The organism is Serratia sp. CY33802, from assembly GCF_052169095.1.
GTDB lineage: Bacteria > Pseudomonadota > Gammaproteobacteria > Enterobacterales > Enterobacteriaceae > Serratia > Serratia bockelmannii.
In genome coordinates this window covers 976,155-990,681 of record NZ_JBJNLL010000002.1, presented here as the reverse complement: position 1 = coordinate 990,681, position 14,527 = coordinate 976,155, and the positions used below count along the sequence as shown (strand labels likewise).

12 protein-coding genes are annotated in these 14,527 nt (G+C 61.8%); 3 read left to right on the top strand and 9 right to left on the bottom strand.

Features of this window, described 5'->3' with window-relative positions; genetic code table 11:
- Positions 1 to 12 precede the first annotated feature (12 nt).
- The 4 genes from ACJ8HA_RS11300 to cecR are packed head-to-tail and all read right to left on the bottom strand — an operon-like array spanning position 13 to position 4,612.
- The gene (locus ACJ8HA_RS11300) at positions 13 to 1,167 is read right to left on the bottom strand and encodes an ABC transporter permease (RefSeq protein WP_049203801.1); all 1,155 of its coding nucleotides are present in this window, start codon (positions 1,165 to 1,167) and stop codon (positions 13 to 15) included.
- Positions 1,164 to 2,900, bottom strand: coding sequence for an ATP-binding cassette domain-containing protein (locus tag ACJ8HA_RS11295; RefSeq protein ID WP_060447609.1), 1,737 nt, complete (start codon positions 2,898 to 2,900; stop codon positions 1,164 to 1,166). The genes ACJ8HA_RS11300 and ACJ8HA_RS11295 overlap by 4 nt, the downstream gene beginning before the upstream one ends.
- An 8-nt stretch (positions 2,901 to 2,908) precedes the next feature.
- Positions 2,909 to 3,895: a secretion protein HlyD gene (gene hlyD / locus ACJ8HA_RS11290; RefSeq protein ID WP_060447608.1), complete on the bottom strand. Its 987-nt coding sequence runs from the start codon at positions 3,893 to 3,895 to the stop codon at positions 2,909 to 2,911.
- A gap of 18 nt (positions 3,896 to 3,913) precedes the next feature.
- Positions 3,914 to 4,612 (bottom strand): transcriptional regulator CecR, encoded by a 699-nt coding sequence (gene cecR / locus ACJ8HA_RS11285; protein ID WP_049208961.1) that lies wholly within the window; start codon positions 4,610 to 4,612, stop codon positions 3,914 to 3,916.
- Positions 4,613 to 4,909: 297 nt separating this feature from the next.
- Here cecR and rhlE point away from each other — a divergent pair, with 297 nt between their 5' ends.
- The 3 genes from rhlE to dusC all read left to right on the top strand — a co-directional run bounded on the left by rhlE (position 4,910) and on the right by dusC (position 8,380).
- Complete coding sequence (gene rhlE, locus ACJ8HA_RS11280; protein ID WP_025301932.1) at positions 4,910 to 6,289, top strand: ATP-dependent RNA helicase RhlE; 1,380 nt, start codon at positions 4,910 to 4,912, stop codon at positions 6,287 to 6,289.
- A 114-nt stretch (positions 6,290 to 6,403) separates the two neighbouring features.
- Positions 6,404 to 7,363 (top strand): D-2-hydroxyacid dehydrogenase family protein, encoded by a 960-nt coding sequence (locus ACJ8HA_RS11275; RefSeq protein ID WP_043136722.1) that lies wholly within the window; start codon positions 6,404 to 6,406, stop codon positions 7,361 to 7,363.
- An 84-nt stretch (positions 7,364 to 7,447) separates the two neighbouring features.
- The gene (dusC, locus tag ACJ8HA_RS11270) at positions 7,448 to 8,380 is read left to right on the top strand and encodes a tRNA dihydrouridine(16) synthase DusC (protein ID WP_025301934.1); all 933 of its coding nucleotides are present in this window, start codon (positions 7,448 to 7,450) and stop codon (positions 8,378 to 8,380) included.
- A gap of 41 nt (positions 8,381 to 8,421) precedes the next feature.
- Here the strand turns inward: dusC and ACJ8HA_RS11265 are convergent, their stop codons facing one another.
- The 5 genes from ACJ8HA_RS11265 to uhpC all read right to left on the bottom strand — a co-directional run bounded on the left by ACJ8HA_RS11265 (position 8,422) and on the right by uhpC (position 14,496).
- Positions 8,422 to 8,688 (bottom strand): hypothetical protein, encoded by a 267-nt coding sequence (locus ACJ8HA_RS11265; protein ID WP_004939738.1) that lies wholly within the window; start codon positions 8,686 to 8,688, stop codon positions 8,422 to 8,424.
- 247 nt (positions 8,689 to 8,935) lie between these two features.
- Complete coding sequence (gene fbpC / locus ACJ8HA_RS11260) at positions 8,936 to 9,982, bottom strand: ferric ABC transporter ATP-binding protein (protein WP_025301935.1); 1,047 nt, start codon at positions 9,980 to 9,982, stop codon at positions 8,936 to 8,938.
- 11 nt (positions 9,983 to 9,993) lie between these two features.
- Positions 9,994 to 12,072, bottom strand: coding sequence for an ABC transporter permease (locus tag ACJ8HA_RS11255; protein ID WP_060447606.1), 2,079 nt, complete (start codon positions 12,070 to 12,072; stop codon positions 9,994 to 9,996).
- 67 nt (positions 12,073 to 12,139) lie between these two features.
- Positions 12,140 to 13,171 carry an ABC transporter substrate-binding protein gene (locus ACJ8HA_RS11250; RefSeq protein ID WP_043136733.1) on the bottom strand — a complete coding sequence of 344 codons (1,032 nt, stop codon included), beginning with the start codon at positions 13,169 to 13,171 and terminating at the stop codon, positions 12,140 to 12,142.
- Positions 13,168 to 14,496: an MFS transporter family glucose-6-phosphate receptor UhpC gene (gene uhpC, locus ACJ8HA_RS11245; RefSeq protein WP_227257841.1), complete on the bottom strand. Its 1,329-nt coding sequence runs from the start codon at positions 14,494 to 14,496 to the stop codon at positions 13,168 to 13,170. Before uhpC ends, ACJ8HA_RS11250 begins: the two co-directional genes overlap by 4 nt.
- Between the last annotated feature and the right edge of the window lie 31 nt (positions 14,497 to 14,527).

The following is a 14,527-nucleotide window of genomic DNA, read 5'->3' as shown; positions in this document are numbered from 1 at the left end:
CGCTCTTTCTCCTCAATCCAGCCGGCGCTGGGTTTTCCAGGCCGTCAGGCCGATGAACACCACGGCGGAAGCAATTAGGAACAACAGATTGATCACCAGCACGGTGCCGACGTTACCCGCCAGGAACAGCGTTTGCAGCGTGCTGACGAAGTAGCGCGCCGGAATGATGTAGGTCACCGCGCGCACGATGGCTGGCATGCTGTCGATCTGGAAGATGAAGCCGGACAGCATGATCGACGGCAGGAAGGCGGCGTTCAGCGCCACCATCGCCGCATTGAACTGGTTGCGGGTGAGGGTGGAGATCAGCAGGCCCATGCCGAGGGTGCTGGCGAGGAACAGGCTGCTGATCAGCAGCAGGATCGGCAGCGAACCGCGATAGGGCACGCCGAGCACCCACACCGCCACCGCCATGCACAGCGCCATGGCGATCATGCCGAGGAAGTAATATGGGATCAGCTTGGAGAGCAGCAGCTCGCTGCGCGTCACCTGGGTGGACAGCAGGGCTTCCATGGTGCCGCGCTCCCATTCGCGGGCGATCACCAGCGAGGTGAGAATGGCGCCGATCACCGTCATGATGATGGTGATGGCGCCGGGGATGATGTAGTGCCGGCTGATGGCCGCCGGGTTGAACCAGTAGCGCATCTGCACGTCAATCAGCGGCTTGTCGCTGCTCCCTCGATCGGCGGCGCGCTGCTGCTGCCAAACTTGCCATACGCCCTGGGCATAGCCCTGCACGAAGTTGGCGGTGTTCGGCTCGCTGCCGTCGGTGATCACCTGGACAGGGGCGCTGTCGTGCGGGCGCGCCATGCGCTGGTCGAAATCCACCGGGATCACCACCAGGCCGCGGATCGTGCCGGCCTGCATCTGCTGGATCAGCTGTTGGCGGTTGTCGCTGATGGTCGGTTCGATATAGGGCGAGCCGGCAAACGCCTGGGCCAGATCGCGCGCGTCTTCGCTCTGTTGCTCCATCAGAATGCCCAGATGCAGCTTGCTGGAGTCCAGGTTGATGCCGTAGCCGAAGATGAACAGCAGCATCAGCGGGATAACGAAGGCGATCAGGCCGCTGCTGGGATCGCGCAGTATCTGCCGCGTTTCCTTCAGGCACAGCGCGCGCAGTCGGCGCCAGGAGAAGCCGCCGTCGTCGATGGGGGTACGGTTAGCGCTCACCGTGATTCCTCCTCGTCGTAGCCCTGAACCAGCTCGATAAACGCCTGCTCCATCGAGGGGTTGGGATTGTCGTCGCGCGCCACCTGCTGTTTGAGATCGTCCGGCGTGCCGGCGGCGATGATCTTGCCGCGATACACCAGGCCGATGCGGTCGCAGTACTCCGCTTCGTCCATAAAGTGGGTGGTCACCATCACCGTGACGCCCTTGTCGACCATGCCGTTGATGTGCAACCAGAACTCGCGCCGCGTCAGCGGATCGACGCCGGAAGTCGGTTCGTCGAGGAACAGAATATCCGGTTCGTGCATCAGCGCGCAGGCCAGCGCCAGGCGCTGCTTGAAGCCGAGCGGCAGCGCGTCCGGCGTTTGATCGAGGATCGGCGCGAAGTTGAAGGCGTGGGACATCTCGTCGATTTTTTTGCGCTGCGCCTTGCCGCTCAGGCCGTAGACGCCGGAGAAGAACTTCAGGTTCTGCGCCACCGTCAGGTTGCCGTACAGCGAGAACTTTTGCGCCATGTAACCGAGGCGTTGGCGCGCTTTGCCGGAACTGGTTTTCAGATCCATGCCCAACACCAGCGCCTTGCCGCCGGATGGCACCAGCAGACCGCACATCATTTTGAAGGTGGTGGACTTGCCGGCGCCATTCGGGCCGAGCAGGCCGAAAATTTCGCCGCGCCGCACCTGAAAATCGACGTGATCGGTGGCGGCGAAATCGCCGAATTTCTTGGTCAACTGCACCGCTTCGATCACCGTTTCACCACTTTCTCCGTCAACGGTCGGCATGATCTCCGCCAGCGCCGAGCGATGGTTGGGGCCGCCGCCGAGCAGATCGATAAACGCATCCTCGAAGCGCGGATCCGCTTCGTTCAGTTCGGCGTCCGGCAGATCCAGCGCCTGCAGTAGCTGCCGGTGATCTTCGCCTTCTTTCAGGATCAGGCGCAGGTACTTGCCCTGGATCACGCCGTCGGTGACCGCCGGCAGGCAGATCGCCCGCTGCAGCAACGATCGATGGCTGCCGGGGGGCGCGGCGATCAACACCGTGCGCCCGGCCATACGGCGAGTCAGATCCTGCGGCGCGCCGCTGAACAGCAGCTCGCCCTCGTTGAGCAGCAGCACTTCGCGGCACTGCTCGGCTTCATCGAGATAAGAGGTGCTCCACAGGATCAACATGCCGTCGTTGGCCAGCTCGTGCACCATGCGCCACAGCTCGCGGCGCGAGATCGGATCGACGCCGACGCCCGGTTCATCCAGCAACAGCACCTGAGGTTCACCCACCAGCGTGCAGGCCAGGCCGAGTTTCTGCTTCATGCCGCCGGACAGCTTGCCCGCCAGGCGCTCAGTGAAGCGGGTCAGGTCGGTGAATTTCAGCAGCCGTTCGAAGGTCTGGCGGCGAAGATCGCCGGTGACGCCGCGCAGATCGGCGTACAGCGTCAGGTTCTCCATCACCGTCAGATCCTCATACAGCCCGAACTTCTGCGGCATATAGCCGAGGATCGCGTGCAGTTGACGATCCTGGGCGATCGGATCCAGCCCGGCGACCCGCAGCTTGCCGCTGCTGGGCTGCAGCAGCCCGGCCAGCATGCGCAGCAGGGTAGTTTTACCGGCGCCGTCCGGGCCGACCAGCCCAATGACCGCGCCGCTGCGCAGGGTGGTGGTCAGGCTGGCGACCGCCGGTTTCTCAAGCGACGGGAAGCGCTTTTCCAGCCCTTCCAACTCGATGGTGTGCGCCTGTTCCATGGCCGGCCTCAGGGTTTGGCGAAGCGTAGGGTGACCGGCATGCCCTGGCGCAGCGCGTCGTCGGCGTCGGTGACGATCACCCGCAGGCGGTATACCAGATCGGTGCGCAGGTCCGGCGTTTCAACGCTTTTCGGCGTGAATTCCGCGGTCGGCGAGACGAAACCGATCTTGCCGTGGTAAGGCTTGCCGGGGCGACCGTCGGTGTAGATCTCCAGCTCGGTGCCGGGCACCGCTTGGTTCAGGCTGGTTTCGTTGACGTAGGCGCGCACCCACACCGGCCGGGTCAGCGACAGGGTGAACACCGTGCCGCCGGCGCCGAGCATGGTGCCCGGCTCCACCGCGCGGGTCAGCACCGTGCCGGCGGAAGGGGAGATCAGCGTGGCGTCTTGCAGGTTCAACTGCGCCTGCGCCAGCGCCGCTTCGCTTTGCGCCACCTCGGCCTTGGCCTGTTCAATCTCTTGCGGGCGGTTGCCGCTGCGGTATTGCGACAGCTTGTCCTTCGCCGCCTGCAGGTTGGCCTGCGCCTGATTGCGGGCGGTGCGCGCATCCTCCAGCGCGTCGGCGGAGGTGGCGTTTTTCGCCCACAGCCCCTGCTGGCGTTTCAGGAAGCTGTCGGCATAGGTGAAGGCGGACTGGCGCTGCGCCATTTCTGACTGCACCTGGGCTATCTCTTCGCTGCGGTAGCCGGCCTGCAGCAGCGACAGTTTGGCGCGCGCGCTGCCGACGTTGGCTTCGGCCTGCTGCAGCGCGTTGCGGTAGGGGGCATCGTCCAGCTTGCCAAGCAGCTGGCCCGGCTGAACGGTATCGCCTTCATCCACCGTCAGCGACGCCAGGCGCCCGTCGACGCGAAAGCCGAGGTTGACCGTGCGAATATCGACGTTGCCGTACAGCGTCAGCGGCCGATCCTGCTGCTGTTGGTAATGCCAAACCCCGTATGCGACGGCCGCGATCAGCAGAATTAACAACACGATCAAGGCACTGCGTTTTTTGTTCATAACACTCCCTGCCTGAATTTACGCGCCATGACGTTGGCGCAGCCCAGTAACCAGAATCTCAATATGTTCGCTCAGTACCGCCGCGATTTGCGCCGCTTCGCCCTCGCCAATGTCTTGCCAACCTGCCTGACGGCGGATAGTTTCGCGCGCCACGCGGAACGACAGCACCTCGCCGATCAGCGCATGGGTATGCAATACGAGGCGGGGGGCGTGTTCGTCGATGCCGGTGGCGGCCGACAGCAGGCGGCACAGCCGCTCGTGCATCGGCGCGATCACCTGGCTGTGGATCAGCGGATAGGCCTCGGTCGGGGCGAGCTGTTCGCGCGACATGATTTTGCTCAGGTTCAGCGTGTGCGGTTGGGTCATCAGCTCGCTGAAGGCCAGCAGGCCACGTTGCAACAAGCGCAGCGCCGCGTCAGATGACCGTTGTGCGGCTGGTTCTTGCCGGAAGCGATCGACTTCCGCGACCAGCGGGGCGAACGCCTGCTGAATGAAATCGGCGAGCGACTGCGCCACGGCCAGGTACAGCCCCTCTTTGGAGCTGAAGTAGTAGGTGATGGCGGCGATATTCTGGCCGGCGCGCTGGGCGATGTCGCGCGTGGTGGCGCCTTCCAGGCCATATTCACCGAACAGTTCGGTCGCCGCGGCGAGCAGTTGCCGGCGCGTTTGCTCGCCGCGCGCCCGGCCGGCGGCCTGATGAGGGACGGAAGCTGACATGGGTCACGCTCGAAGTTAATCAATCATATGATTAACTTTATGCCAGATTGTCTAAAACGCAACCGCTAACCACAATGAGTTATGTGATCGGCTTCAGACAATGCTGAATTTACGGCAGATTGTGCTCTAGGTGCGTAAAAGTGCTTTTTATTGCGCGACTTCTGTTACAATCGGCGCCTGGTGCACTGCAGTTTGTGCCAATCCCTCGTGGTCATGCTTAATGCCCCGTCTGATCATCCTCCCAGGAAACTGCACCGAACACCGTTAGGTTAGGGGGGATCTGGAGTTTTTCTCTTTATGTCATTTGAAACCCTCGGCTTAAGTGCTGAAATTGTGCGCGCTGTTGAAGAACAGGGCTATCGCGAACCGACGCCAATCCAGCGTCAGGCTATCCCTGTCGTGCTGGAAGGTCGTGACCTGATGGCCAGCGCCCAGACCGGCACCGGTAAAACCGCCGGTTTTACCCTGCCGCTGTTGCAGCTGCTGAGCAAGCATGACCATCCGGTCAAAGGCCGTCGCCCGGTGCGCGCGCTGATCCTGACGCCAACCCGTGAGCTGGCGGCGCAGATCGGCGAAAACGTCGAGGCCTACAGCAAACACCTGCGCCTGCGTTCGCTGGTGGTGTTTGGCGGCGTGAGCATCAACCCGCAGATGATGAAGCTGCGCGGCGGCGTCGATATCCTGGTGGCGACGCCGGGCCGTCTGCTGGATCTGGAACATCAGAACGCGGTTGACCTGTCCAAAATCGAAATTCTGGTGCTGGACGAAGCGGACCGCATGCTGGACATGGGCTTTATCCACGACATCCGTCGCGTGCTGGCCAAGCTGCCGGCCAAGCGCCAGAACCTGCTGTTCTCCGCCACCTTCTCCGACGACATCAAGGCGCTGGCCAACAAACTGCTGCATAACCCGGCCTCGGTGGAAGTGGCGCGCCGCAATACCGCGTCCGAGCAGATCGAGCAGAGCGTGCACTTCGTCGACAAGAAGCGTAAGCGGGAACTGCTGTCGCAGATGATCGGCGAAGGCGACTGGAAACAGGTGCTGGTCTTTACCCGCACCAAGCATGGCGCCAACCACCTGGCGGAACAGCTGAACAAAGACGGCATCACCGCTGCGGCGATCCACGGCAACAAGAGCCAGGGTGCCCGTACCCGTGCGCTGGCCGATTTTAAAGACGGCCGCATCCGCGTGCTGGTGGCAACCGATATCGCGGCGCGCGGTCTGGATATCGACCAGCTGCCGCACGTGGTGAACTACGAGCTGCCTAACGTGCCGGAAGACTACGTGCACCGCATCGGCCGCACCGGCCGCGCGGAACGCACCGGTGAAGCTATCTCGCTGGTGTGCGTGGATGAACACAAGCTGCTGCGCGACATCGAGCGTCTGCTGAAGCGTGAAATTCCGCGCATTGCGCTGCCGGGCTACGAGCCGGATCCGACCATCAAGGCCGAGCCGATCATCAACGGCCGCCAGGGCGGCGGACGCGGCGCGCCGCGCGGCAACGGCGGTGGCCAGCGTTCCGGTAACGGCGGCGGTCAGCGCAGCGGTAACGCGAACGGCGGCCAGCGTGAAAACCGTGGCAACGGTAACGGTAACGCTCGCCCGCAGGGTGACGGTCAACGCCGTTCCGGCGCGCCGGCCTCGCGTCGTCCACGTAGTCGCAAACCGGCCGAATAAGCCTGATTGCTCAAAGAGTAAGCCGCCGATACGGGCGGCTTTTTTTTTGCCTGGCGGAACGGCATTTTCGTACTAGGCTGGACGGTGGCTAACCCTACATTCCAGGAGACGGAGATGAAATTGAAGTGCGCAATTCTCGATGATTACCAGCAGGTGGCGCTCAAGATGGCGGACTGGTCGGCGCTGGCCGATCGGGTGGAGGTGTCCGCCATCAGCGCGCACTTTACCGATGAGACGGAGCTGGCGGTGCATCTGCAGGAGTGCGACATTCTGGTCATCATGCGCGAACGCACGCCGATGACTGCCTCGCTGCTGGCGCGGCTACCGAAGCTGAAGCTGCTGATCACCTCCGGCATGCGCAACGCGTCTATCGATTTGGCCGCCGCCGCCGAGCGCGGCGTGGTGGTATGCGGCACCAGCAGCGGATCGGCGGCGCCGATGGAGCTGACCTGGGCGCTGCTGCTCGGGTTGGCGAAGCATATCGTGCCGGAAAGCGTCGGGCTGCAAAACAACGGTCCGTGGCAACGGGATCTCGGCGTCACCCTGCAGGGCAAGACGCTGGGGCTGCTGGGGTTGGGCAAGATCGGCGGCCAAATGGCCAAGGTGGCACAGGCGTTCGGCATGCGGGTGCTGGCCTGGAGCCAGAACCTGACGGCGGAACGGGCGGCGCAGGAGGGCGCTTTGCTGGCGCCGTCCAAGCGGGCGCTGTTTGAGCAGAGCGATTTTGTCTCCATTCACTTGGTGCTGAGCGATCGCAGCCGCGGGTTGGTGGGGCGCGACGAATTGATGGCGATGAAGCCCACTGCTTACCTGATCAACACCTCGCGCGCGGGGATCGTCGATCGGGTGGCGCTGGTGGACGTGCTGCAACAGCGGAAGATTGCCGGCGCCGGGCTGGACGTGTTCGAGACGGAACCGCTGCCGGCCGACGATGCATTCCGTCAATTGCCCAACGTGCTGGCGACGCCGCATGTGGGTTACGTGGCGGACGACAACTATCGCGCCTACTTCACCGAGGCGGTCGAGGACATAGCGGCGTTCCTCGCGGGTCAACCGATTCGCCGGCTAGGCTGACGGCATTTTTAATGCCCGCAGAGGCTTGTCTGGCGCGGGCATTCACCCGTATCATTGCGGGTCTTTTTTTAGCTGGGATTGGTCATGCGCGTATTATTGGCTCCGATGGAGGGCGTTCTCGACTCTTTGGTGCGTGAGTTGCTCACCGAAGTGAACGACTACGATCTGTGCATCACCGAATTTTTGCGCGTGGTCGATCAGCTGCTGCCGGCCAAGTCGTTCTACCGGCTGTGCCCGGAGCTGCGTCACGCCAGCCGCACGCCGTCGGGCACGCAGGTGCGGGTACAGCTGCTGGGGCAGTACCCACAGTGGCTGGCGGAGAACGCCGCGCGTGCGGTAGAGCTGGGCTCTTACGGCGTCGATCTCAACTGCGGCTGCCCGTCCAAGCTGGTGAACGGCAGCGGCGGCGGGGCGACGCTGCTCAAAGATCCGGAATTGATCTACCAGGGCGCCAAGGCGATGCGCGCGGCGGTGCCGGCCCATCTGCCGGTCACGGTGAAGGTGCGTCTGGGCTGGGATTCCTCCAGTCGCAGCTTTGAAATCGCCGATGCGGTGCAGCAGGCGGGCGCCAGCGAACTGACGGTGCACGGCCGCACCAAAGAGGACGGTTACAAGGCGGATCGCATCAACTGGGCGGCGATCGGTGAGATCCGTCAGCGGCTGAGCATCCCGGTTGTCGCCAACGGCGAGATCTGGGATTACCAGAGCGCGCAGGATTGCCTGCAGGCGACCGGCTGCGACGCCATCATGCTGGGGCGCGGCGCGCTCAACGTGCCGAACCTGAGCCGGGTGGTGAAGTATAACGAACCGCGTATGCCCTGGCCGCAGGTGGTTGAGTTGCTGCAAAAATACGTCCATCTGGAAAAGCAGGGCGACACCGGTCTGTATCACGTGGCGCGCATCAAACAGTGGCTGGGCTATTTGCGTAAAGAATATGATGAAGCAACTGAACTGTTCAGCGAAATACGCGCGCTGACGACGTCAGGGGATATTGCGCGCGTCATCTGCCGCAGCTAAAAATAAACCCGCGCGCGGCGGGTTTATTTAAATATGTATTATCAGGCGGCTTTATCAAGACGATTTAATTCTATCTCGATATCCTGAATGGTTTTTTCCAGCCCTTCCAGGCAGGCGCCCTGTTTATTTAACAGGTCGTTAATGGCTTCGGCGAACGCCTTATTTTTGCATTCCCCCTGATCGAAGGCCAGCCAGTGTGCGGAGAGCGTCTCGGTATTCGCCTGCGCATAGTGGCGCATTTCCTTCAGCTGGGAAGCGACGTTGCGTAAATTATCCAGCTGCGCCTGTGCGTTTGCATTGTTGCTCATGAATTTCTCCTTGAGTTGGCCGTTAAATAATTTCGACTGCGGGATTAAGCTTACCCTATCCAAATAAAAATATCACCCTCGGTGGCCTTATTGGTTATTTTTTAATGAATGCGGATGTGTTTATTTCTCGGCTGAACAAGGACTTGGGCGGAATTGTAAAAATAGATAAATACGGTTTTTTTTGGCAATTATTTCCGGTCATTCCATACGGAATGACCGTTATTCTAACGCTTAAGGGTGATGCTTATTATGCCGCGTCCGCCAGCATAAACATGCCGTAGGGATGAATTTCCAGATAATAGTGCTCGCCGACGTTCGGCTGCAGGCGGGTGGCGTTAACCTGCAGCAAAATCTGCTGCCCGTGCCATGCCACCGTCACCTCATACTGCGGCCCCATGTAGGCGACATGTTGGATCACGCAGCGCTGGCTTTCATCGCCATGCTCACTCAACGTGATCGCCTCCGGTCGCACGCCCACCGTGCCGGTGCCCTGGGCGGCAAAATGCGCAGGACGTGGCAGGCGATAGCCGCTGATATCGACATGATCGGCGCTGAAGTTGGCCGGGAACAGGTTAGCGTCCCCCATAAAGCTCGCCATAAAGCGCGACGCCGGCTGCCGATAGAGATCCTGCGGCGAGCCCATCTGCATGATATGGCCCTTGTTCATCACCAGCACGGTGTCGGAGACCGCGAAAGCCTCGCTCTGATCGTGGGTAACGTACAGCGAAGTGATATCAAACTGCTTTTGCAGCTCGCGGATCTTTTCGCGCATGCTGCGGCGCAGGTTGGCGTCGAGATTGCTCAACGGCTCGTCGAACAGCAGCACTTTCGGCTTGAGGATCAGCGCGCGCGCCAGCGCCACGCGCTGCTGTTGGCCGCCGGAGATCTGATCGACATAGCGATCGTCGAACCCCGCCAGATCCACCATCGCCAGCGCTTCCTGCACGCGCGCTTTCACTTCGGCGCGCGGAATGCCGAGCATCTTCAGCCCATAGCCGACGTTCTCCCCCAGCGACATATGCGGGAACAGGGCATAAGACTGAAACACCATGCAGATGTCACGCTGCTGGATGGAACGATGGGTAACGTCTTCACCATCAATGAATATCTGCCCGTCACTCGGTTTCTCCAGACCGGCGACCAGGCGCAAAATGGTGGTCTTGCCGCAGCCGGAAGGGCCGAGCAGCGTCACCATTTGCCCCCGTGGGATGGTGAGCGTGATGTTATCGATTACCGTGTTGCTGCCGAACCGTTTGGAGACGTTACGCAGTTCAACGAAATTTTTCTGGCTCATCATGGGCTCCATTACGCCTGGTTTTTGGCTTTTGAACGGGAGATGCGTGCCTCACCGATCAGCCAGTCAAAGAGGAAAATAATCGCCAGCATCACCACGATCAGAATTGAACCGTAGGCGATCGCCACGCCGTATTCGCCGTCTTCCACGCGGTTGAGGATGTAGGCGGTGGCCACGCGGGTATCGGGGGTGACCAGGAAGACGATGGCGCTGACGGTAGTGATGGCGCGCACGAAGCTGTAGATCAGCGCCGACAGGATCGCCGGGCGCAGCAGCGGCAGCAGGATGTGCGTGATGGTGCGCAGCGAGCCGGCGCGCAGGCTGAGCGAGGCTTCGTCCAGCGATTTGTCTATCTGGCCCAGCCCGGCGATCCCGGCGCGAATGCCCACCGGCACGTTGCGCATCACCATCGAGATAATCACGATGGCGGCCGTCCCGGTGAGGTACACCGGCGCGCTGTTAAAGGCGAGAATGTAAGAGACGCCCGCCACGGTGCCCGGCACCGCAAAGCACAGCATGGTGGTGAACTCGATGGTCTTTTTGCCCTTGAACTGCTGGCGCACCACGATCCAGGCGATCAGCAGGCCGAAGGCGGCGGTGATCGGCGCGGCGATCCCGGCGTACAGCAGCGTGTCGAGCAGCGAAGGCCACGCGCCGTCGCTCATGCCCTGGCCGAACAGCTTGATGAAGTTATCCAGCGTCAGCGTGTAATCCACTCCCCAGTTGACGGTGAAGCTGCCGTAGAAAATGCTGCCGTAGAGCAGGGCGTTAAAGGCTATCCACACCGCCAGCAACGCGATCACGCCCCACACCAGCGTGACCGGCAGCGGCTGTACGTCGCCGCGGTAGGATTTGCCGGACACGGTGACGTAGGAACGCTTGCCGATCCACAGGTACTGGATGCAGAACACCAGCAGCGAGAACAGCAGCAGGAAGGCGCCGAGGGTGCTGGCGGCCTGATAGTCGAGCTGCGAGCCGGTGATGTAGAAATAAATTTGCGTCGCCAGCACGTCGAAGTTGCCGCCGAGCACCAGCGGGTTGCTGAAGTCGGCCAGCGATTGCACCACCACGATCAGAAACGCGTTGGCCAGCGCCGGTTTCAGCAGCGGCACGAACACGCCGTTAAAGGTTTGCCAACGGCTGGCGCGCAGGGTGTAGGAGGCCTCTTCCAGCGAAGGATGAATGGTCTTGATCGCGCCGTCGAGGATCATGAACGCCATCGGGGTGAACGCCAGCACCTGCGCCAGCCAGATGCCGGTAAAACCGTACAGCCAGTTGGTGTTGGTCAGGCCGAACCAGGCCACCATCCACTCGGTGACGTAGCCGGAACGCCCCATCATCAGCGTGACGCCCAGGCCGACGACGAACGGCGGCGTGACGATGGGCAGGATGGAGAAGATGCGGCCGATAATGGCGCTGCGCTTGGCGATGCGGGTGGTGTAAATCGCCAGCACCAGGCCGAAGAAGGTGCAGCCGGCGCCCACCGCGATCGACAGGGCGATGGAGTTGAGGATCACCTGAACGATATGCGCCTGCGACAGCACGTTCATAAACGCCAGCGGCGCGAATGCCCCCGTCTGGTCGGTGAACATCGGAATGAAAATCGCGATGCTCGGCCAGACGATGAAGACGCCGATCAGCGCCACGATGGTGACCAGCGCACCGATAACGAAACGGTCGCCGCCCAGCCAGTCGAGGCGGGTCAGCGCCAGCGTCATGATGGCGCCCAGCGCGGTCAATTGCACCAGGGTGGCGTAGCCTAAACCGCGTCCCGCCACCGTGGCGCTGACGACGATAAAGGCCATGCACAGCAGCGCCCAGCCGGCATCGAACGCGTGCCGCCGCCGCCGTTCACCGCCCGCCGCGGCGTAGGGGCGAAGCAGCAATAGGCTCGGCAACAGGCACCAAAGCCAGCTGATATTGCGGTGTGACCAGCCGTAGGCCGCGAGGATTTCATCGCCGGTGGATTCCAGCAGGCCGTAATCCAGGCTCCAGCTCGGCAGCAGGGCGAACGCCAGCCAGCCAAGCAAAACCCAAAGGAATATCGCATCTCGTTTTTTCACGAGATGGAGTGCATGTGTATGTGACATAAGTTTCCCGGATGTTCAGGCCGGGTAAGGCGTGAAGCTTACCCGGCAACAGGCGCAGAATGTGGGTTTATTTACCCATCTTGACTTCGCTGACCCATTTATTGATCAGCGCCTTGCGGACCTCGGTCGAGCCGTACTTGTCCATGTCGTAGTTGATCAGTTTCAGATCGTCGAGCTTCAGCGAGTTCGGCGAGGTATCGGCGGTGGTGTTGGTCAGGATCTGATAGGATTTGCCTTTCTTCCACGCCAGCTCCTGCGCCTCTTTCGACAGCACCCAGTCCACGAACAGTTTGGCGTTATCGAGGTTGCGCGCGCCTTTGAGGATGCTGACGCCGCCGATTTCGTAGCCGGTGCCTTCACACGGCGAGATCAGCTCAAGCGGCGCGCCCTGTTCTTTTTCGAGCGAGTAGTCATGCAGGAAACCGATGCCGATCGCCGTTTCACCGCGGGCGGCGTTGCGCGCCGGGGCAATGCCGGACTTGGTGTACTGCGAAACGTTGGCGTTCAGCTGCTTGAGGTAATCGAACGCCTGATCGTCTCCCCACAGTTGGGCAAAGGTCGCCAGCGCGGTGTAGGCGGTGCCGGAACTTTGCGGATCGGCGATTTGAATCTCGCCTTTGTATTCCGGTTTGGTCAGGTCTTTCCAGCACTTGGGCACCGGCAGGTTTTTCTCTTTCAGGCGCTGGGTATTGACGCCAAAGCCGAGAATGCCGACGTAGACCGCCGAGGAGTAGTTGCCTTTCAGCTTGGCTGGATCGCGGAATTGCGTCATGACTTGTTCGAGGTTGGGCGATTTGTACGGTTGCAGCAGCCCCATTTCACCGGCCTGGGATTGCGGATCGAGCGTGCCGCCGTACCAGACGTCCGCCTGCGGGTTCTTCTTCTCGGCGTCCACTTTTGCCAGCGTGCTGCCGGAACCGTTGCGGATAAACGCGGTTTTCACGTCATATTTCTCGCCGAAGGCTTTGGTTTCCGCTTCGCACATTTCATTGGTGGCGCTGCAGTAAACCACCAGGCGGCCCTTGGCGTGCGCGGCGCCGCTCAGCGTGGCCAACGCGATGCCGGATGCTATCAGGGTAGTGACCCACGTTTTTTTCATTGTTTTATCCTTCTCTCGGTAGAGGTGGTAACGCTCGCCATCAGCAGCGGCATCAGCAATAAACCCATAAGAACGGCGGCGATCGACAGCAAACTGAACATGCCTGACCAGCCATAGCCTTCGATAACCCGCGACAGCGGCCAGCCCGCCAGCGCCGCCCCCAGATAGGCGAACAGGCCGAGAAAGCCGGTGATGGAGCCCGCGGCGCCTTTGTGCCCGCATTCCACGGCGGCGAGGCCAATCAGCATCTGTGGGCCGAAGACAAAGAAGCCCACCGCGAAAAAACAGCCCGCCAGCAGCGCGTAGTGATGCACCGGCGCCAGCCACAGCGCGGCGACGGAAACCATCAGCCCGAGCGTGAACAGCAAAATCATCGGCGCGCGCTGCCCGCCGAACAGCACATCCGAACCCCAGCCGGCGAACAGCGCACCGAGCAGGCCGCCTATCTCGAACAGCATCACCGTCGCATTGGCGCTGAGCAGGTTGACGCCGTGGCTTTCCGTCAGCCACAGGTTGCCCCAGTCGTTCAACGCGATGCGGATCAGGTAGACCAGCACGTAAGAGACGCCGAGCAGCCAGATCATCGGGTTCTTCAGCATCGTGGTGCGCAACATCTGCCACAGCCCCATCGGCGGGCTTTGCTGTTCCTGGCGCAGCTCCAGCGGATCGTGGCGCCACTGGCCGACCGACGGCAGGCCTTCTTCCTGCGGCGTGCCTGTCAGCTGCCGCGTGAGCCAGATGCCCAGCACCATGCTGACGGCCCCCGGGATCAACATCGCCGCCTGCCAGCCCCAGCGCTGGGCGGCGAAGGCGCTGATCAACGGCACGATCGCGCCGCCGAGGTTGATCGACATATTCCAGCAGCCCCACCAGAAGCCACGCTCATTGCGCGAATACCAGTGGGTCAGCAGCCGCGCGCAGGGCGGCCAGCCCCAGCCCTGAAAGAAGCCGTTCAGCGCCCAGACCGCCAGCAGCAGCGTCAGCGATTCGCCGAAGGCGAACGCCACGTTCAGCAAACCGGTGGCGAACAGGCCGATCCCCATAAACCCGCGCTGCCCATGGCCGTCGTGCCACAACCCGGCGGCGAATTTCGACAGGCCGTAGCTCAGATAAAACAGCGAGCCGAGCAGGCCAATGTCCCCTTTATCCAGCCCCAAATCCGTTTGCAGCGCCGGCAGCACGTAATTCACGCTTTTGCGCGTCAGGTAAAAGGCGGCGTACCCGATGACCATATACAGCAGCAGTCGCGGGCGCAGCGCGCGGTAACGATGATCGATTTCAGATGCCGAGCGTGCTTGCATAGCCGCCTCCCTGGTGCTGACTATAAGAAGGTGAAAGGGAAAGGGGATGAGAGAA